The 17547-nt window shown below is 40.0% G+C and carries 19 protein-coding genes; 12 read left to right on the forward strand and 7 right to left on the reverse strand.

The features are described 5' to 3' along the window. Nucleotides 1-5 precede the first annotated feature (5 nt). Both ACZ5XX_RS04595 and ACZ5XX_RS04600 read left to right on the forward strand, forming a co-directional pair. A complete protein-coding gene (locus ACZ5XX_RS04595) occupies nucleotides 6-851 on the forward strand; it encodes a CBS domain-containing protein (protein WP_464583024.1) in 846 nt (281 codons plus the stop codon). Further along, on the forward strand, nucleotides 844-1263 hold the full coding sequence (locus ACZ5XX_RS04600) for a hypothetical protein (RefSeq protein WP_464583026.1): 420 nt from the start codon (nucleotides 844-846) through the stop codon (nucleotides 1261-1263). The genes ACZ5XX_RS04595 and ACZ5XX_RS04600 overlap by 8 nt, the downstream gene beginning before the upstream one ends. Here ACZ5XX_RS04600 and larE read toward each other — a convergent pair. The 5 genes from larE to ACZ5XX_RS04625 are packed head-to-tail and all read right to left on the reverse strand — an operon-like array spanning nucleotide 1260 to nucleotide 5737. Next, nucleotides 1260-2270 (reverse strand): ATP-dependent sacrificial sulfur transferase LarE, encoded by a 1011-nt coding sequence (gene larE, locus ACZ5XX_RS04605; protein WP_464583027.1) that lies wholly within the window; start codon nucleotides 2268-2270, stop codon nucleotides 1260-1262. The two genes, ACZ5XX_RS04600 and larE, sit on opposite strands and share 4 nt — an antisense overlap. Before the next feature lie 7 nt (nucleotides 2271-2277). Next, a complete protein-coding gene (locus tag ACZ5XX_RS04610; protein WP_464583028.1) occupies nucleotides 2278-2919 on the reverse strand; it encodes a TfuA-related McrA-glycine thioamidation protein in 642 nt (213 codons plus the stop codon). Beyond that, nucleotides 2876-4102: a YcaO-related McrA-glycine thioamidation protein gene (locus ACZ5XX_RS04615; RefSeq protein ID WP_464583029.1), complete on the reverse strand. Its 1227-nt coding sequence runs from the start codon at nucleotides 4100-4102 to the stop codon at nucleotides 2876-2878. The genes ACZ5XX_RS04610 and ACZ5XX_RS04615 overlap by 44 nt, the downstream gene beginning before the upstream one ends. 8 nt (nucleotides 4103-4110) lie before the next feature. Then, nucleotides 4111-4695: a zinc metalloprotease gene (locus tag ACZ5XX_RS04620; RefSeq protein ID WP_464583030.1), complete on the reverse strand. Its 585-nt coding sequence runs from the start codon at nucleotides 4693-4695 to the stop codon at nucleotides 4111-4113. A 37-nt stretch (nucleotides 4696-4732) separates the two neighbouring features. Beyond that, the gene (locus tag ACZ5XX_RS04625) at nucleotides 4733-5737 is read right to left on the reverse strand and encodes a PAS domain-containing sensor histidine kinase (protein ID WP_464583032.1); all 1005 of its coding nucleotides are present in this window, start codon (nucleotides 5735-5737) and stop codon (nucleotides 4733-4735) included. A 343-nt stretch (nucleotides 5738-6080) separates the two neighbouring features. On the opposite strand from ACZ5XX_RS04625, the gene ACZ5XX_RS04630 reads away from it, so the two are divergent. The 5 genes from ACZ5XX_RS04630 to ACZ5XX_RS04650 are packed head-to-tail and all read left to right on the forward strand — an operon-like array spanning nucleotide 6081 to nucleotide 10632. Further along, on the forward strand, nucleotides 6081-7079 hold the full coding sequence (locus ACZ5XX_RS04630) for a M24 family metallopeptidase (RefSeq protein WP_464583033.1): 999 nt from the start codon (nucleotides 6081-6083) through the stop codon (nucleotides 7077-7079). A 25-nt stretch (nucleotides 7080-7104) separates the two neighbouring features. Then, nucleotides 7105-8046: a type II secretion system F family protein gene (locus tag ACZ5XX_RS04635; RefSeq protein ID WP_464583035.1), complete on the forward strand. Its 942-nt coding sequence runs from the start codon at nucleotides 7105-7107 to the stop codon at nucleotides 8044-8046. A gap of 22 nt (nucleotides 8047-8068) precedes the next feature. Continuing rightward, nucleotides 8069-8260, forward strand: a complete 192-nt coding sequence (locus ACZ5XX_RS04640; RefSeq protein ID WP_464583036.1) for a class III signal peptide-containing protein — start codon at nucleotides 8069-8071, stop codon at nucleotides 8258-8260. 11 nt (nucleotides 8261-8271) lie between these two features. Then, nucleotides 8272-9681, forward strand: coding sequence for a lactaldehyde dehydrogenase (locus ACZ5XX_RS04645; RefSeq protein ID WP_464583038.1), 1410 nt, complete (start codon nucleotides 8272-8274; stop codon nucleotides 9679-9681). A gap of 12 nt (nucleotides 9682-9693) precedes the next feature. Further along, nucleotides 9694-10632: a radical SAM protein gene (locus ACZ5XX_RS04650; protein ID WP_464583039.1), complete on the forward strand. Its 939-nt coding sequence runs from the start codon at nucleotides 9694-9696 to the stop codon at nucleotides 10630-10632. A gap of 14 nt (nucleotides 10633-10646) precedes the next feature. Here the strand turns inward: ACZ5XX_RS04650 and ACZ5XX_RS04655 are convergent, their stop codons facing one another. After that, nucleotides 10647-11369: a tRNA-binding protein gene (locus tag ACZ5XX_RS04655; protein ID WP_464583041.1), complete on the reverse strand. Its 723-nt coding sequence runs from the start codon at nucleotides 11367-11369 to the stop codon at nucleotides 10647-10649. A gap of 417 nt (nucleotides 11370-11786) precedes the next feature. Between ACZ5XX_RS04655 and phrB the strand changes: the two genes are divergently transcribed. The 5 genes from phrB (at nucleotide 11787) to ACZ5XX_RS04680 (ending at nucleotide 15837) form a co-directional block, all read left to right on the forward strand. Continuing rightward, the gene (gene phrB / locus ACZ5XX_RS04660; RefSeq protein WP_464583042.1) at nucleotides 11787-13145 is read left to right on the forward strand and encodes a deoxyribodipyrimidine photo-lyase; all 1359 of its coding nucleotides are present in this window, start codon (nucleotides 11787-11789) and stop codon (nucleotides 13143-13145) included. Nucleotides 13146-13558: 413 nt separating this feature from the next. Further along, entirely contained in the window at nucleotides 13559-13897 is a 339-nt protein-coding gene (locus ACZ5XX_RS04665; RefSeq protein WP_464583043.1) for a PRC-barrel domain-containing protein, read from the forward strand. Nucleotides 13898-13907: 10 nt separating this feature from the next. Beyond that, nucleotides 13908-14672 carry an aspartate dehydrogenase gene (locus ACZ5XX_RS04670; RefSeq protein ID WP_464583044.1) on the forward strand — a complete coding sequence of 255 codons (765 nt, stop codon included), beginning with the start codon at nucleotides 13908-13910 and terminating at the stop codon, nucleotides 14670-14672. Further along, nucleotides 14669-15406: a tRNA(His) guanylyltransferase Thg1 family protein gene (locus tag ACZ5XX_RS04675; RefSeq protein ID WP_464583045.1), complete on the forward strand. Its 738-nt coding sequence runs from the start codon at nucleotides 14669-14671 to the stop codon at nucleotides 15404-15406. The genes ACZ5XX_RS04670 and ACZ5XX_RS04675 overlap by 4 nt, the downstream gene beginning before the upstream one ends. A gap of 38 nt (nucleotides 15407-15444) precedes the next feature. Further along, complete coding sequence (locus tag ACZ5XX_RS04680) at nucleotides 15445-15837, forward strand: Mov34/MPN/PAD-1 family protein (RefSeq protein WP_464583046.1); 393 nt, start codon at nucleotides 15445-15447, stop codon at nucleotides 15835-15837. On the opposite strand, the gene serA is transcribed toward ACZ5XX_RS04680, so the two are convergent. Continuing rightward, entirely contained in the window at nucleotides 15826-17403 is a 1578-nt protein-coding gene (gene serA / locus ACZ5XX_RS04685; RefSeq protein WP_464583047.1) for a phosphoglycerate dehydrogenase, read from the reverse strand. The two genes, ACZ5XX_RS04680 and serA, sit on opposite strands and share 12 nt — an antisense overlap. Nucleotides 17404-17547 lie beyond the last annotated feature (144 nt).

Raw genomic sequence — 17547 nt, forward strand, 5'->3', positions numbered from 1 at the left:
AGAGAATGTTAGCAAAGGATATAATGTCAAAGGAAATATATTATGTGAAGGTTCCAGGAAACCGCGCCCAAGCACTGGAGATAATGAGAAAAAAGAACGTTTCAGGGTTACCAGTTGTTAAAGAGGGCTCCGATAAACTTGTGGGTGTTATAACACGTTCAGATATCATAGAAAACCCTGACGAGGAACAGATAGCCCTTATAATGACTAGGAATCCTATTGTGGCCTCCCCAGAGGACCCTGTAACTTTAGTGGCTTCTAAAATGGTGAAAAATAATATAAGGAGGATTCCTATAGTCGAAAACGATAAACTAGTGGGGATAATCACGGCCTATGACATCGTATCCCGTGCACTTGCACAGATGGACATAGATTCTCCAGTGGAGGATTATATGATCTTGAATATACCCACAACATGGGATAGAACACCACTTAACATAGCATTCGAGATCATGAGATACTTCAAATTAAAGGTTCTGCTCACAATTAACAATGAAGCCAGACTCTCAGGGATACTAACTGAAACAGACTTTTTAAATGAAAGCGAAGTAGTCTCTGAGAGGACTGTCCATAATACCTCAGTGGGTACCGAGGGGGATAGATGGACATGGGATAGTAGGAATGTTCTTTATGTTATAAAAAATCAACTCAAATTTTCAGATAAGGAAGTGAGGGATGTTGCCACAACAGAATTAGTTACAGTGACAAAAACCACAAGTGTCAGTGAATGCGCAAAGAAAATGAAGAAATCCAAGATTGAACAAATCCCTGTGATAGACTTTGAAGGGGAACTTGTGGGATTGTTAAGAGCCCAAGATCTCATAAAGGCCCTAGTTGATTTAGATGAGTAGCGAATCCATTCTCCATATAAAAGCCTCAAAGGGTGTCTTAACTTTCGCCGCGAAGAATGGGGGGAAAGTATCTATCAAAGACCTTCAGTTAAAGGCTTTATGGGGATATTGTTGGTTGCATGGACTACCATATATTGAAACATTCCTTGCGGTGATGGAATCGCTACTCAAAAAGATAGTAAGTGATGTTGTAGACCATGAAGATCTTAACATAGAATATCGTGTTATAGCCAATGATACACTAGAGGAGGCGAATCAAATAGAGGTAATATTCAATAATATAAGAGCAGATGATGTTGAATTTCATGTCCTAGGAGACATTATATTCCAAGGGGAAGATAATAGGGGCTTCATCCGTAAAATAACCAGTTTCAGAAGGAGTGTGGATGAAAACATACAAAATGTGCTCTAGTTTTCCATCCGCCTTATAGAGGATAGTATTTCTAGTAGCACCCTCTCAGCCTCTTTTTTATCTTTAACCTTTTCAATTGTTATCTCACCATCTTCTGAGATCTTAACTATGCTATTGTTTAACCGTTGAGGATCTTCTCGACGATGTTTGAAGTTAAAGGATGTCTTTTCCAAATCAATTGGATAAGGGAGTTTCAATTTAAATATTGTCTTATTATTTTCTTGAGTGCCTATAAGCTCCCCCCTATTTTTGCGGTAGCCTTCTATATCCAAGTGGACGCTTTTGAAACCTGCTGATTTAAATTTTTCCACAATATACTCTAGCAAGTCCATGTCTAGTAGTTTACTTGTATCATCTGCTTGGATTACCGCGATCCCATTAAAGTCCCTGACCCTGACCAAATTGAGGCCTGTAAGATCCTTTATAATGTTTTCAGCATATGATATTATATTGATTTTGTCAGTGGTTATTGGCCCCTTTATTCTGGTTGCCAGACAAGTAGTATTCGGCGCATAGTTTATGTTTTCTCTTTTTAAGTATTCTATAACATCTTTTTCTGTTATTTTCGCTTCTAGTAGTGGACTCTTTATTTTTCTTTTATAATTTGCCATGATCCCTGGCCGATCTTCGAGCATGTCTGTTATGTTAGTCCCGTCTACTATGATATCAAATCCTTCATTTTCTGCGATGGATTCTAGGATGGCGTACATGCGATCTTTGCAAAAGAAACACCTTTGAGAAGTGTTTTCTCTGAAATTTTCATATTCAAGGAAATTTTCTTTTATGATCTTATGTGGGATTTTCAGTTTTGAGGCTATATCACTAGCATTCCGGGTGACCTCCGCTGGTAATGTCCCAGTATCTATAGTTACGGCGATAACCTCCCTTGAGACCTTTGATGCTATCTTGGCGATTAATGTACTGTCTGATCCACCCGAAAATGCTACTATAACCTTTTTATCCTTTAGGATGTTTTCGACTTGTTTAATCTTTGCCTGAAGTTCCATTGGGATGCTACCTCAATAGTTTGTCCCTCACATATTCTAGGACTTTAATGGCATCCTCCCTTTTTATGTCAACACCCTCATCTTCTATAAATTCCTTTAATCTTTGGAGAATAGCCGGGTCTATGTTGCATTCTCTATAGATTCTCTCATACGTCCTTTTAGGATAAAATATCGACTTGGCAGTTCGGATAAGATATTCTAGTTCGTCTTTTGATATTATACCATGCATATGTGCTTTTTTGAAATTGTATTCAATACTTACAAGTGAATCTGATAATGGCTGTAGGGTTTTGGGATCGAAGGCAACTGCAACGTCATCATCAGATTCAATGCTCCCATCCCTATATCTCTTATAGATATAACCTATACCTATCATACCTAGACTGTCAAGTTCTGATGCTCGGAGAGCCCCCATACTAGCCCCTCCAACCACTTTCACACCCATTTTAAGTGCTTCTATTATCTCCTTGTGGGCGACTGCAGGTTCATGATGGAAGACTCCATCTATGATCACGATGATATCAGCAGGCTTTCTAATAACCTTTAGGATATCACCCCTTCTTACCGGGGGATGATATTCAGCCCTCAATAGCTTCTTAGCTTCTCTAGGATGTAGGGATGGGCCTGTGAATACGATTACCCGTTTCATACCTGATCCGATCCCCTATACGGGTGTTGTCAACAGCAAACACCTCTAATCCAGGCACTATAACCCTCACCACTGGCACATTGACCTTGCGTGTGAGGTTCACGAAAAATACATCAGAGAATCCACACCTTTTCAACTCTTTAAGCGTAACCTTAATATCCTCCTGGAAGGTCTTCCTTGACCTATTTTTCAACTTATCCAATCCTATTACAGTTTCAGGTTCTTCGAACCAGTGCCTGTTAATCCTTTTCATCCTTTCATATCCTGCCTTCTTCATGAAAATCGCCCTAACAGTATCTTCCCTGGTCCCATGGATTTGTGTGGCCCTGCTCTGGGCCACTTCCGTGAGCGCCCTTATAACTGCTACTTCAGGGTCTAGGTGTGTTCCAACACCTATGCTTAGTAGTGCAGGATCCTTTAAGAGGGTGTCATCGGCTACGGCGGCAATTGTTGGTATCCTAATATCGTTTGTAAGGTCTACGAGGGTTATGTCGATCTTCGCATCCTTGAATTTGTAGAGCAGGTCCTCTATGATCTTATTGCCAGTGCCTTGGCAGTCTATCTCTCTTTTAGGGCCTTTTTTTGCTTCGAAGATGCTCCAAGCATCTCTTTCTATTAATTCCATGAGTCCGTGGAATACTGCCTCCTCGATGGCATTCCCCGAAGCGAGCCCATTAGTATTTGACCTGAAAAGACTTACACAATCCTCTGGGGGATTATAGGGGTGGTAAACTGCATTTGCGGGGATGTGGGCCATTTTTTCATTTTTTAGGTTTGTGGCTTTCACCCATTCAATTTTCCCATCCACTTTACTATCTTCTGGGAGTATGAGAGCTTTAGGGTCTATATGTTCTGTTATATCATCTACTGATGCTTTAATGGACTTTTCAGAGTCCACACTTTTTTTCTCTGCTGAATATCTTTCGAAGGCTTCCATCATAGCAGATGCCTTAGCCTGGGATCTTGTAGCCCCCTTACCAGCGTATATGCTCACAGCACCCTCTTCTGCGGTTGGTCTTATAGCAGAGTATACTGGTATACCTATCCTGTCAAGGTGTGTTATCTCTGTTATCCTTGTGACACCTATATTTTGCAGTTTCTTTTCGATCCATTTTATAGTCTCGGAGGGGTTCTTGGCCCTGTGTGTGCAACCAATATATTTTACGGGTACATTTGAGAACATGGTTACCACTATAGGTTGAATATGCTTTTAAATGTGATCGTGATAGCTACTAGGGTGGCGAGGAGCCATACTATTGGATTCCAGTGTATGATCTTCGCCCCGTCCAATACGCTGAAGGGTAGAAGGTTGAAGAATGCTATGAAACCATTAACGGCATATCCTAGGGTTGCTATGCCAGCTACTATGCCTGTTGAAGATGACGCCAGTAAGAGGAAAAACAATGCCAGTAGTATGTTTGTGGTGGGTCCTGCTAATGCTATTTTACCATTTTCTTCTCGACTAATGTATGCTCCGTGTATGTATACTGCTCCAGGCGCTGCGAATACAAAACCAAAATATGCTGTTATAATGGCGAGTAATATACCGCCTATCCATAGCCTGTATTCTGCCCAGAAACCATATCTTATTGCCATGAACTTGTGGGCTATTTCGTGGAATACGAAACCCACACCCACGCCTATGATACTTGCTGGTAAGAGCGAAACTGCTATGTCAAATTGCTTATTAGAAAAAACATAGGAAAAAACAGCCGCTATTACAAGCATGGATATTATGATATCCCTTATTTCCCCAGCCGTGAACTTAACCATCATATTAATTTATAATTTATCTCTGTTCATATAATAGTTTCTATTCCTTGAATACTATCCTAAAGCAACTACCATCATGACCTTTGATGGATATTCTCCCTTCTAGTTGCCTTACAAGGATATTAACAAGTTTTAGGCCTAGTGATTTGTTTTCTTGGAGTTTATCCTCTGGAAATCCTACACCATCATCTTCCACCTTCAGTTCAAGGTTATCCCCTACTCTTTTAAATTTAATGTATATTGTGCCCTGATTCCTGCCATTGAACGCGTATTTCAAGGCGTTTGTTACGAGTTCGTTGATGATCAAGGCAAGGGGAATTGTAGTGTTAATGCTAAGGTACAGATCTTCAACATCTAATTTCATATTTATTGATTTACCAACAGAATATGAGTGGAGAAGATACTTTACGAGTTTCTCCACGTACTTTCTGAAGTTTATCCTTGCAAGGTCCTCTGATTGGTATAATTGTTCATGTATAAGTGCCATGGATCTTATCCTATCCTGTGTTTCCTTGAATATACCATTTTTCATGTTCTCGGTCATTGATTGTAGGCTTAGGAGGCTTGAAATTATCTGCAGATTATTTTTCACTCGATGATGGACTTCCCTTAATAGGAGTTCTTTCTCTTCAATGGATCTTCTAAGTTCATCCTCTAATTTTTTACGTTTTCTTATGTCCCGGGCCACGATAACACCATAATCATCCCCATTGAACTTAACAGTATCCAAGTTCATTTCAGTTAATATGAAATTTCCATCCTTTTTAAGGAGGGGTGCTTCTATGGAGCTTTTTTCTTTCGTTGAAAAGATTTTCTTGAAGTTTTCATGATATCCTCTGGGGATTATATCGAATATGGAGTTTATTTCATCCTTTGAGTATTCTAGGTTGATGAGGCTTGACTCGTTAACATCTACTATTTTCCCATCAGCTTCAACTATGAATATAAAATCCCTTGTATGGTCAAGCAAACTTTTAAATCTTTGAAGTTCATAGAGGGTATCCTTTTTTATGGTATGTTCCCAACCATCATCTGTAGATGTCAAGATATCCCCCCTTATTGGTCTGCGCAGATTTTGAAGATACAATGGTTACTGGAAGCTAATTTCGCAAGTTTGTGTCAATCCCCGGCTTTTTCTATACCATGATCAGTTACAAGGACTATCTTCCCGGTTCCAAGGTTTATTGCATGTTGTGGGGCTAGCAATCCTCCCCCTTTTTAAACTTTGAAACTTTTTAAGATTACACGCGCTAAAGGAAAGTTTAATTTCACTACTTAATATTCTTTTATGTGAAAAATTTTCATAGTCCCCCCCAGAAAAGAGGATATCCTATGGGGAGATAATATATTATACAAAGAAGTGATAGAAAAACCTTGGGTGGTTTTTAATGGATAGGTTAAAGGCTGCGTTCGATAAAGTACTGGAAAAAGACTGTGACATGGCTGTGATATCCAAGAATGAAAATATCTTCTATTTAACTGGTTTCAAGCCGTCTACTCATGCATTTTTGATTTTGGTTGATGAACCATTTTTGATGGTTACTAGTATGGATATTGATGAGGCTGAAAACTCATCAATCGATGTTTTTGAATTTAAAAAACCAGAAGATGTGAAAAAAAAGATTGAAGGTTTATCCCCCATGGCCGTTATCTTCGAACCTTCACTTCCAATTGGCACATTTAGCAAATTGAAAGGTTCTTTTAAATTCATAATTGAAGATATTATAGGCGATCTTAGGATGATAAAGGAAAAAGTTGAAATAGAGTATATTAAAAAGGCTTTGAGGATAGCCGAGGAATCTTTCATGGAAATAAGGGTGCGAGGTGTTGAAGCTAGGATAGCAGCCGATCTTGAATATCATATGAGAGTCAATGGGTCGATGAAACCTGCATTTGATACCATTGTGGCATCAGGTGTGAGGTCAAGCAATCCACATGCTGAAGTTTCGTTCAATAAAATACAGACTCCTGTGGTCATAGATTGGGGTGCTACTTGGAGATATTATTATTCTGATACTACAAGGACCCTTGTCATGGGGGAAGATGAGGAAGAGATACTTGACATTTTATTGGATGCTCAGAAAGAGGGAGTGAAAACAGCCAAACCCGGAGTGAAAGCTTCATATATAGACAAAGTTGTGAGGGGTGTTATATCTGAATATGGGTATGAGGATAATTTCATACATTCCACAGGCCATGGTATAGGATTAGAAGTCCATGAACCACCATCTTTATCGGCGAATGAAAATATTAAACTTGAAAAGAACATGATTGTGACAATAGAACCAGGAATTTACATTAAGGGAAAGTTTGGTCTCAGAATCGAGGATATGATCCTCATTAAAAAAAATCCTAAAATATTAAATACACTCCCATCTAGAATATAATTTAACATTCTGGAAGGGGTTTAATATGGCGTTTGTCCCAGAATATTTATCTCCACTCATCAATATAGTTGAAAGGATAACCCCCAGAGGACTCCTTATGAGGCTACAGGAGTACCTTGTCAGAACGGGGATTTATGTAAAAGCCGCCGAGATAATGACATTAATCTTACTTACAAGCATATTCTTCGGATTAATCGGGATTATACTGGCCATGATCCTAGGTATAAACATCTTGGTCCCATTTCTTGCAGGTTTTTCCCTCCCCCCAGTAATATTTGCCTCCTATATTTTTATAATGATGGATCGAAGGATTGATGCGATAGAACAAGGAACCCCAGATTTTCTAAGGCAGATAGCATCACTTTTACGTGCGGGGGTTGGTCTTGAAACAGCCCTTGAAGACATTTCAAAACAGGGCAAGGGCCCATTATATGATGAACTGAAAAGAGCGGTTATAGAGATAAAGATAGGTAGGACATTCGATGATGCTCTGTTATCAATGGGCCGTAGATTAAAATCCGACACCCTTGACAGGACCTTCAGGATGATAATAGAGGGTAGGAGAGCTGGTGGGAGTCTTGCAGATGTCATAGAAGCTGTTGCAGAGGATACGCGTGCAGTTTTAGCCCTTAAAAGGGAGCGGAAGGCTAATGTTATGATGTCTATCATGTTCCTCGTGGTGGCTGCTATAATCGCAGCACCCTTTGCACTTGGGATGATCATGGTCTACTCAGCATTCATAGAATCCCTCGGGAAAACTAATCCAATCCTTGGAACTGCAAAGATTGCCGCGGCCGGTTATATAATAATCCACTCTATAATAGCAGGGTTACTCATAGGCATAATAATGTATGGGAGTGCGAGAAAAGGCATTAAATATGCCATTCCATTAGCTGTTTTAGCGTTCGGTATATTCTATGTTATTGAAAAGTTTGGCTTCGTGATCATAGGTTCTATGGCACCCTAAAAGTTTGTGGGGAGGCAAAAAAATGAATATAAGATATGATGAAACCGCCCAGGGCTCTGCCGAGATGATACTATTATTTGGTGGAGTTATTGTCATAGTGATTTTCGCGGCATTATGGTATAAAAACTATTTGATATCGGCAGGTAACGAGATAAACAAAACTGACGTGAAAACTGTTACAAATTCCATCCAAAACCTTAAAAGTAAATTCTAGGGTGTCCTCTCATGAAGATGCTGATCAATGGAAGACTTACGGGAGAAGAGAAGATTGAAATCCGCAATCCTTATGATAATAGGGTCATAGACAAAGTACCGGCAGCTTCAAAAGAGGATACAAGAGAGGCCATTTCAGCAGCTAAGAAAGCCAAGGATGAGATGATTTCATTAACGGCCCACAGAATTTCAGAGGCACTTTATGATACGAGTCAAGAACTTGAAAAAAGATCAGAAGAATTTTCACATCTCCTAGCCCTCGACTCTGGGAAGCCTATAAAAGCGGCCCGAGACGAAGTTAAAAGATCCATTGAAACCCTAAAATTATCAGCTGAGGAATCCAAGAGAATATATGGGGAAACAATCCCAATGGATGCTGGTATAGGGGGTAAGGACTTCATAGGCTTCACCATAAAACTACCACTAGGAGTTATAGCTGCTATAACACCATTCAATTATCCGCTTAACCTAGCCATCCACAAAGTTGGCCCGGCACTCGCATCAAAGAATAGTGTAATACTAAAACCATCACTTAAGGCACCATTATCAGCACTAAAAATGGGCGAAATACTAAACGAATATTTCCCCCCAGGTGCAATAAATGTCTTAACTGGTAAAGCTTCCATTATAGGAGATGAACTTTTAAAGAGCGATGATATTGACAAGATATCATTTACAGGGGGTTTCAAAACAGGTAAAATGATAGCGGAAAATAGTGGGATGAAAAAACTCACACTGGAATTAGGAGGTAACGACCCTATCATAGTACTCAGAGACGCTAACATAGAAAGGGCTGTTGAAGGTGCTATAAGAGGCTCATACCTTTACTCTGGCCAGATATGTATAGCAGTGAAGAGGATTATTGTAGAAGAGAAAATAGCAGATGAATTCGTGCAAAAATTGATCAAAGAAACTTCAAAGTTGAGAATAGGCGATCCTCTCGACCCAAAAACTGATATAGGCCCTCTTATAAGTGAAAAGGCCGCAATAAACGTTGAAAAATTGGTTTCGGAGGCGATAGAGGAGGGTGCGGAGCTTTTATATGGTGGTGGGAGAGATGGTAACCTATTCGAACCCACCATATTAGATAATGTCCAACCCTCCATGAGACTTGTCAAAGAGGAAACATTCGGCCCAGTATCACCCATAATAAGAGTGAAAGATGCTGATGAGGCCCTAGAGGTTGCCAACAGCACCTGTTACGCCCTCCAGGCAGGGGTATTCACAGAGAACATACACGAGGCTTTAAGGTTCGCCTCTGAATTGGAGGCGGGGACAGTGCTTATAAATAAGCAATCGACTTACAGGGTGGATCACATGCCATTCGGAGGCTTTGACTGCAGTGGAATGGGCAAAGAAGGCGTTAAATATGCTATAGATGATATGACAAGGACTAAACTTATTATATTCAACAAAAAATAATATTATTAGGATATGAAGGATTTTAAGAATTGTAAACTTTGCGAGTGGCGATGCGGTGTAAACCGTCTCGAAGGAGAAACTGGCATTTGCCATGTGGAATTACCAGAAGTGGCATATACAAGTTTAGCTTATATTCTGAAAAGTTATTCCATAACATTCCTTGGATGCTCATTCAAATGCCTATACTGTAATGCTTATCGGATCTCACAATACCCAGATACAGGATGGATCTACAGAGGTTATATAGAACCTGAAAAAATGGCCAGGGAAGCTTTTGAGCATCTTGAAAGTCCACTCGCAAAGAAGATAGGAGCATATAGGCTCAGTTTCACTGGTGGAGAACCCACAATACACACACCATACCTTGAAGAGCTTGTAAGGATAATAAGAAAATTTAAACCTTCAATTGAAGTGGGTGTCGCTACAAATGGTTTCACAACAGTGAAAACACTTAAAAGGCTTCTAGAGATTGTGAATTTCATAAACTTCGAAATAAAAGCATTTAATGATGAAACTCATAGAAACCTTACAGGAGCACCATCTGAGCCAGTTTTAAGGAACGCCGCGTATCTCGCTGAAAAGGTTCCAGAAAAGGTCAGGGTTTTCCGGACGGTTGTAATACCAGGGATAACCGATAGGGAAGTTCCCATGATAGCAGAATTTTTATCAGAAATAAACGAGGAAATACCCTATAGACTTATCGGTTTCAGACCCAATTTCGTCTTATATTATCATAGGGGACCATCCAAAACTTTAATGGATGAGCTTGTAAAGAAATGCAAGGAGAAGGGCCTTAAAAACGTTAATTACTCGGGATATTATCCATTAAAAATAAAAGATCCAGTATATTATCTTAAAAAACTTGGATGTCCACCACCCCGTAATTGCGGGGAATGCAAATTCAATAATGAATGTAGAGTTACATTAATGGAGCCATGGCTTTTCAAATAGATGGTGCCACATTTTTATTTTCCCTTTATGAACTCTTCAATGATGTTTCTCGCATCTTTAAGAGATTCTAGTGGTATGCCCTTTGGAAGCCCTCCTAGTTCCCCTTTAACATCCCTTAAAACCCCTGATTGTGTGCCTAGGAACATGCCTTCACTTGTTATCCCCATGAAATTCTGTGGCGGTAGCAGTGCAACTGCAACACGATCCCCTTTCTTAACCTTCGGATCGTTCGTTATAACTTTTATGGATCTACCTCCAATGTCAACATTGCATATTTGGAGTTTATCGGCTCTGGGGTGTTTGGTGGAACTCATAACTTCTCCTACTAGGATATCAATGCCTATAATTGGATCTGAAATTTTACCAAGCATTAGACGTTCTTTAAGCCTAAGCAGGGTGTTGAGGAAAAATCTTATCCTTGCGAGGTTTTCTTCGGTTTTTTCTTTTTCCTTGGCTTCTCTAAGGAACATTTCAGCCCATCTTTCACCTCCAAGGGCTTCCACTATACTTTCCACTTTTTCTTTAATTGATAGCATTTCTGGCGATGATGAAAGTTCTTCAGGTTCAATATACGAATAGATAAGACTTTGGAGGATTTTTTTAATCTCATCAGCCATTTGGATAGCATATCTTTTATTCCATTGTCCCCTGAGGCTTCCTGATTCAATAGCTTTTATGAAGAGGCTAATGGATCTATCAGCAACCTTAAGCCTATAATCCTGACTTGTATCCCACATTATATCACCTTACAAATAATCCTCACTATAAACTATTTATTCTTGATGGTTCACTTACTGTTTCAGATAAGGAACCCAAATTTCATAGTTCTGTGCGCTCCTGGTAAACATATCCTTAACTTACCATTACTGTTAATCCCCCAGCGAAAGCGAGTATATGAGGGAATATAGTAACTTTATAATATTCATGATAAAATTCTATATGTGGACTGTGACAAGCCCCCCCTCAAAAGTTTGTGGAGGAAGAAATCCTTTCATGATTCCCTATGGGAATGTGATGGAAGCGGCAACCATCCTTTTGGAAACAAGAAGTTTTATTCTATAGGGGGTAGTTAATCTTAACCTCCATTCGTTGAGGGATATGGAGGGCAAGGGAACTTGTGGCTTTAATGTTGGAATAAATAAGAGGATCCTCTTATGATACACAAAGAAAGAATTAAAAACTTGAACGAATTTAGATCCGTGGATAATCAGCGCGGAGATTACATCTTATACTGGATGCAAGCTTCTGTAAGAACCCATTGGAATCATGCCCTGGAATATGCTATTGAAACCGCCAACAAGATGCAAAAACCCCTCATAGCAGTTTTCGGACTCACATCAGATTTTCCAGGAGCCAATTCACGCCATTACCAATTTCTAATTGAAGGACTCCTTTCTGTTAAAAATGAATTGAAGGATAGGGGAGTGATACTCTCAATACAATTTGATGAGCCCCCATCCGCAGTCTTGAAATACTCAGATGACGCTTCAGTTATTATAACAGATAGGGGCTATCTTGAAATCCAGAAAAGGTGGTATGATGAACTCAAAACATCTGTTGACTGCCCACTAATTCAGGTGGAGAGCAATGTTATTGTACCTGTTGAAACAGCCTCCAATAAGGAGGAATATTCTGCTGGAACATTTAGACCTAAAATAACCCGTAAACTAGAGTATTTCATGAAGCCACTGCAGCCAAGGACTCTTAAAGTGAACTCATTTGACATTGACGTTGAATCAGCAGCCCCTAATCATGAAAAAGTCATGAAAAAATTGGGTTTAAAAGATGGAATGACACCATCCATATTCCACGGCGGCACAAAAGAGGCAATTAAACTTTTCAATGAGTTCTTGTCAGAAAAACTCGAATGTTACGAAAAGTTCAAGAATAATCCTGTTAAAAACTGTCTATCTAATATGAGTCCCTATTTGCACTTTGGACATATATCACCATTATACTTGGCATGCAAGATTTCAAGGGTGGGGGGCTGTCCAAGATTCTTGGAGGAGCTCATTGTAAGGAGGGAGCTCAGCATGAACTTTGTCCATTACAATGATAACTATTCCACAATCAGATCATTGCCAGAATGGGCTTATACTACGCTGATGGAACACGCATCCGATCCAAGGGAATACGAATACAGCTTAAAGGAACTTGAAAATGCCGAAACTCACGACGAATATTGGAACGCTGCCCAGAAGGAGATGGTAATCACTGGGAAAATGCATGGTTACATGAGAATGTATTGGGGTAAAAAGATCCTTGAATGGACTGACCACCCTGAAAAGGCCTATGATATTGCACTTTACCTTAATGATAAATATGAAATTGATGGACGGGATCCGAATGGGTTTGCAGGAGTTGCTTGGTGTTTTGGGAAACATGACCGGGCTTGGGGCGAAAGGGAGATATTTGGAAAGGTCAGGTACATGAACGACCGTGGACTTGAAAGGAAGTTCAGAATCCAGGAGTATGTGGAGAGAATTGAGGCAATTGAGGATCATTTCCCTTGATTCAAAAAACTTTTTATTTAACGAAATTTTCACATGTTTAAACTGATTTTGGAGGGTTTTAACGAGGAGTTACAATTTATTAGTCTTGTTCTTCGATCAAATTGTTAATAGATCCCTATAGGGGTTTTAAACTTGTCTATTGATGCTCTTTTCCCTTTATGATGAAAATCCTCCGGCTCGATATGGTAAACAAGCCTTCGGGGGAGATGTTCAGTCTTTTATACTATGCCATGATTCAAGAATCTTCATGGTAGGATTTACCAGCAACTTTAAGCTTGTTCTTGGATTGTATCCCATATTTGGATCAAGTTCCTAAATAATTGCATCCCCCCTATAAACTATTTAAATTATAAAATGAAATAAACTTCCATAAAAAGAATACCCCCAATAGGGGGTTAAGGAGTGTAGAAATTATGGTGGAATTATCCAACCTTTATGGCCTTGACATATACACTTCTCGGGGTAAATATGTTGGCAGAGTCCAGGATGTTGTCCTTAACATAAAGAAGGGTAGAGTGTCAAAACTTAAAGCAAAGGCTATGAGCCCCGAGAAAAGAGATCTTGGATTAAAGGATGTTTTGAAGACTAGCATACGTATAGTCCCAGAATCTGATGAGATCAGGCCACTGAAGGAAGAAGGCATGATAGACATCCCATATGAGAGGGTTAAAGCCGTGGGTGACATACTTATAATATCCCCCGAGGCTAAGACAACTGAACTCAAAAAATCCTATGAAGCCCCAATAAGATAGGTTAGGATCTATGATAGTAGGGATAGTGGGTTGCGGAGCCATAGCTAATATCATCACAAGTTACGTTTTGGAAGAAGACTCCAACATCCAAATCAGATTCTTCTATGATAGGGATCTTGAAAAGGCCGAGAACCTAGCATCTATGGCGGATGGAATCGCAGTTTTAAAAGTAGAGGACATGTTAGACAAGGTCGATCTTATAATAGAAGCCGCTTCACCCGAGGCCGTGGCCGAGATCGTCCCCACCATCCTCAAAGCAGGAAAAAACGTTCTTATAATGAGTGTAGGGGCTTTAATGGATAAAGGGCTCCGTTCAAAGATAGAAGATTTGGCTTCAAGGAATAATGTGAACGTTTATATTCCATCAGGTGCTATAGTGGGCTTGGATGGTATAAAAGCAGCCTCTATAGGTGAGATCACCTCTGTTAAACTAGTTACGAGGAAACCTCCACGTTCACTAGGCATATCCACCGACGAAAAAAGGGTGCTATATAAAGGTAATGCTTCAGAAGCTGTTAAAAAGTTCCCCCTTAACATAAATGTAGCAGCCACGCTCAGCATAGCATGTAACATGGACGTGGAAGTTGAGATTATAGTGGATCCTCAAGTAGACAGGAACGTGCATGAGATCACCGTCAAAGGAGACTTCGGAGAATTAAAAACCATCGCAGAGAACGTCAGATGTTCACTAAACCCCAAAACAAGCGTATTAGCAGCCTATTCAGCTATTAAACTCCTTAAAAGTTTGAGCGAGAATTTCAGGGTCGGCACATGAAAGAATGCGAAATCTACTCCAAGATCAGAACCCCATGTGGTTGCAAGATAGTTGCAAGGCTCGATGGCAGAGGATTCCATAGACTAACCAAAGAATTAGACTTCAAGAGGCCATACGATCCCTTCTTTGCAAATTGCATGGTTGAAACTTCAATCAACCTCATGAAGGAGTTCAGTCCAATTTTCATTTATACATTCTCTGATGAGATTAACATACTATTTGAAAAGTTACCATTCAATGGCCGCATCGAAAAACTCAACTCCATACTCGCAAGCTTCACAGGAACATCATTCATCCTATGCCTCCTTAAAAAATTCAAAAGGGATAATATTAGAAAACCCATATCATTTGATAGTCGCATCATCCCCATAGGTGACCATCTACTAATAGAATATTTCAGGGCAAGGCAGGATGAGGCATGGCGAAACTGCCTCAACAGTTACGCTTATTGGACCCTCAGAGAAACCATGGATAAGAGGACCGTCACAGAGAAACTTAAAGGTTTAAAATCAAGTGCCATCCATGAACTCCTCTTTGAAAGGGGTGTGAACCTTGCGAAGGTCCCCACATGGCATAGGCGGGGTATTGGAGTATACAAGCGAACCGTTACAATAAAAGGCTATGATCCTAGATATAAAAAAGAGGTGAAATCAGAGAGAAAGAAAATCATAGTCGACAAAAAACTTCCACTTTTTAACGAAGACTTTTTCAAGACAATAGAAGGGATAAAATAATGGGGATTATAGATTATCTTCTGGAGAAGATATTTAGGATGAGGAAAATCAAGAGGGTACAAGTTGATCAGAAGGTCATAAATGATATAATAGAAACCGCATGGAATGTTCATCCAAGGGAATTCGCAGCCTTACTTGAGGGTAGGATAGAGGATGAGAGCCTCCATGTCACTGGGTTAATTTTTCTACCAGGTGAAGCCTCAAATGAGGGTGCTGTAATGCAAACTTTCATGTTACCACCATTTACTTCCACCATAGGATCAGTTCACTCCCATCCAACACCTAACAATAACCCTTCAAGGGAAGATTTCCACTTCTTCTCAAAAAATGGCCTCTTTCATATGATAATAGCCTATCCTTACCGGGAGGAGACCATAGCATCCTATGACAGGTCGGGTAATAAGATAGAATTTGAAATTTTAATGGGATAATTCAATTGCGACAATATCATCCACATTCTCTAGTTCCTTTATCTCATCTAGTACGGTGGCCGGCACTTCCTGGTCCACTTTAAGGACCATTACAGCTTCCCCACCGATTTCTTTCCTACCGACTTGCATGATAGCTATGTTAATGTTATGTTCTCCAAGTTTTGTTCCTATGGCGCCGATAGTCCCTGGCAGATCTTTATACTTTGCTATTAACATTATACCTTCTGGTTTTATATCTACATTGTAATCGTTTATCTTCACTATCTTAGGCTCTCTGATATGGGTTCCTTCAACACTAAACTCTCCCTTATCAGATTTAACATTTAACACTATAAGTGACTTGTAATCCCCAGATTCCGACCTTCTACCCTCTGTAACTATCATACCCCTTTTTTCCGCGATCATGGGCGCGTTAACTAAGTTCACAGGCTCTGTGAGTATGGGGTTTAGTATGCTTTGGAGTATGGTTCTTGTGAGGATGTCCTGTTGCGGTATTTCAGCTAATTCGCCACAATAGGTAACTTCCAAACTTTCTATTTTTCCAGGTGTTGCTTGTACAACAACACTGCCCAATTTCTCGGCCAATACAATATATGGCTTCAAGAGCTTGAAGGTTTCAGGCTCTAAAACTGGCATGTTAAGCACATTCTGAGGGGTTCCACCCTCAAAGACTTTCCGGATTTCATTTGCAACGATTATAGCCGCGTCTCGCTGAGCCTCCACTGTTGAAGCTCCTATATGTGGAGTTAGAACCACATTATCCAATCTTAGGAGTGGACTGTCTTTTGGGGGTTCCTCCTCGAATACATCAAGGGCAGCCCCCCCAATTCTACCCTCACTTAATGCATTATAAAGGGCCTTCTCATCCACTATACCCCCACGGGCACAATTTATTATAAAAGCTGTATCCTTCATCATATCCAATTCATGATCTGATATTAGGTGCCGTGTCTCCTGGGTTAATGGGACATGTATACTTATAATATCAGACCTTTTAAGGAGTGTTTCAAGTTCAACTATCTCCACGCCCATCTTATCAGCCGCTTCTCTACTAATATATGGGTCATGGACGAGCACGTTCATCCCGAAGGATTTTGCACGAGTAACCACTTGGGATCCTATCCTGCCCATCCCTATAACTCCTAGGGTCTTGTTGTTAAGTTCTATGCCCATAAACTTGCTCTTATCCCATCTACCCTCCTTCACAGACTTATCGGCTAAGTGTATCTTCCTTGCAAGTGCTAACATCAAACCCATGGTATGTTCTGCGACTGTGACAGAAGTGGATTCTGGGGCGTTTATAACCATGATACCCTTTTCTGTGGCGGCCTTAACATCAATATTATCCACGCCCACACCTGCCCTTGCGATGATCTTCAATCTTGGAGCAGCCTCTATAACCTCCCGAGTAACCTTCGTCCTACTCCTTACAATAATAGCATCAAAATCTTTTATAATCTCTAGGAGTTCTTCGGGTGTTATATCGGTGTCAACCACGACCTCGGCCACCTTTTCAAGTTCAGCTATTCCTTTTTCATTGATTGAATCTGCAACAAGTACTCTCATGTTTTTCACCTGCTAAGACTCTGATATGATTGTAAATGATTGGAATGTAAAATATAATCTTATCATAAAAAACTAATATACCTTACTATATGTAGAGATTGCATTGGATAAATGATGTTATTGGGAAACTGGAATATTAACTTC

It is taken from the genome of Methanothermobacter crinale, from assembly GCF_055397825.1.

What these genes read in the sequence shown, in the direction of transcription:
- ACZ5XX_RS04680 (WP_464583046.1), top strand. Translation starts at nt 15,445, where the DNA reads ATGAGGAAAATCAAGAGGGTACAAGTTGATCAGAAGGTCATAAATGAT.
- ACZ5XX_RS04630 (WP_464583033.1), top strand. Translation starts at nt 6,081, where the DNA reads ATGGATAGGTTAAAGGCTGCGTTCGATAAAGTACTGGAAAAAGACTGT.
- ACZ5XX_RS04640 (WP_464583036.1), top strand. Translation starts at nt 8,069, where the DNA reads ATGAATATAAGATATGATGAAACCGCCCAGGGCTCTGCCGAGATGATA.
- ACZ5XX_RS04635 (WP_464583035.1), top strand. Translation starts at nt 7,105, where the DNA reads ATGGCGTTTGTCCCAGAATATTTATCTCCACTCATCAATATAGTTGAA.
- ACZ5XX_RS04615 (WP_464583029.1), bottom strand. Translation starts at nt 4,102, where the DNA reads ATGTTCTCAAATGTACCCGTAAAATATATTGGTTGCACACACAGGGCC.
- ACZ5XX_RS04655 (WP_464583041.1), bottom strand. Translation starts at nt 11,369, where the DNA reads ATGTGGGATACAAGTCAGGATTATAGGCTTAAGGTTGCTGATAGATCC.
- ACZ5XX_RS04650 (WP_464583039.1), top strand. Translation starts at nt 9,694, where the DNA reads ATGAAGGATTTTAAGAATTGTAAACTTTGCGAGTGGCGATGCGGTGTA.
- ACZ5XX_RS04620 (WP_464583030.1), bottom strand. Translation starts at nt 4,695, where the DNA reads ATGATGGTTAAGTTCACGGCTGGGGAAATAAGGGATATCATAATATCC.
- ACZ5XX_RS04600 (WP_464583026.1), top strand. Translation starts at nt 844, where the DNA reads ATGAGTAGCGAATCCATTCTCCATATAAAAGCCTCAAAGGGTGTCTTA.
- larE (WP_464583027.1), bottom strand. Translation starts at nt 2,270, where the DNA reads ATGGAACTTCAGGCAAAGATTAAACAAGTCGAAAACATCCTAAAGGAT.
- ACZ5XX_RS04675 (WP_464583045.1), top strand. Translation starts at nt 14,669, where the DNA reads ATGAAAGAATGCGAAATCTACTCCAAGATCAGAACCCCATGTGGTTGC.
- ACZ5XX_RS04665 (WP_464583043.1), top strand. Translation starts at nt 13,559, where the DNA reads ATGGTGGAATTATCCAACCTTTATGGCCTTGACATATACACTTCTCGG.
- ACZ5XX_RS04610 (WP_464583028.1), bottom strand. Translation starts at nt 2,919, where the DNA reads ATGAAACGGGTAATCGTATTCACAGGCCCATCCCTACATCCTAGAGAA.
- serA (WP_464583047.1), bottom strand. Translation starts at nt 17,403, where the DNA reads ATGAGAGTACTTGTTGCAGATTCAATCAATGAAAAAGGAATAGCTGAA.
- ACZ5XX_RS04670 (WP_464583044.1), top strand. Translation starts at nt 13,908, where the DNA reads ATGATAGTAGGGATAGTGGGTTGCGGAGCCATAGCTAATATCATCACA.
- ACZ5XX_RS04645 (WP_464583038.1), top strand. Translation starts at nt 8,272, where the DNA reads ATGAAGATGCTGATCAATGGAAGACTTACGGGAGAAGAGAAGATTGAA.
- ACZ5XX_RS04595 (WP_464583024.1), top strand. Translation starts at nt 6, where the DNA reads ATGTTAGCAAAGGATATAATGTCAAAGGAAATATATTATGTGAAGGTT.
- phrB (WP_464583042.1), top strand. Translation starts at nt 11,787, where the DNA reads ATGATACACAAAGAAAGAATTAAAAACTTGAACGAATTTAGATCCGTG.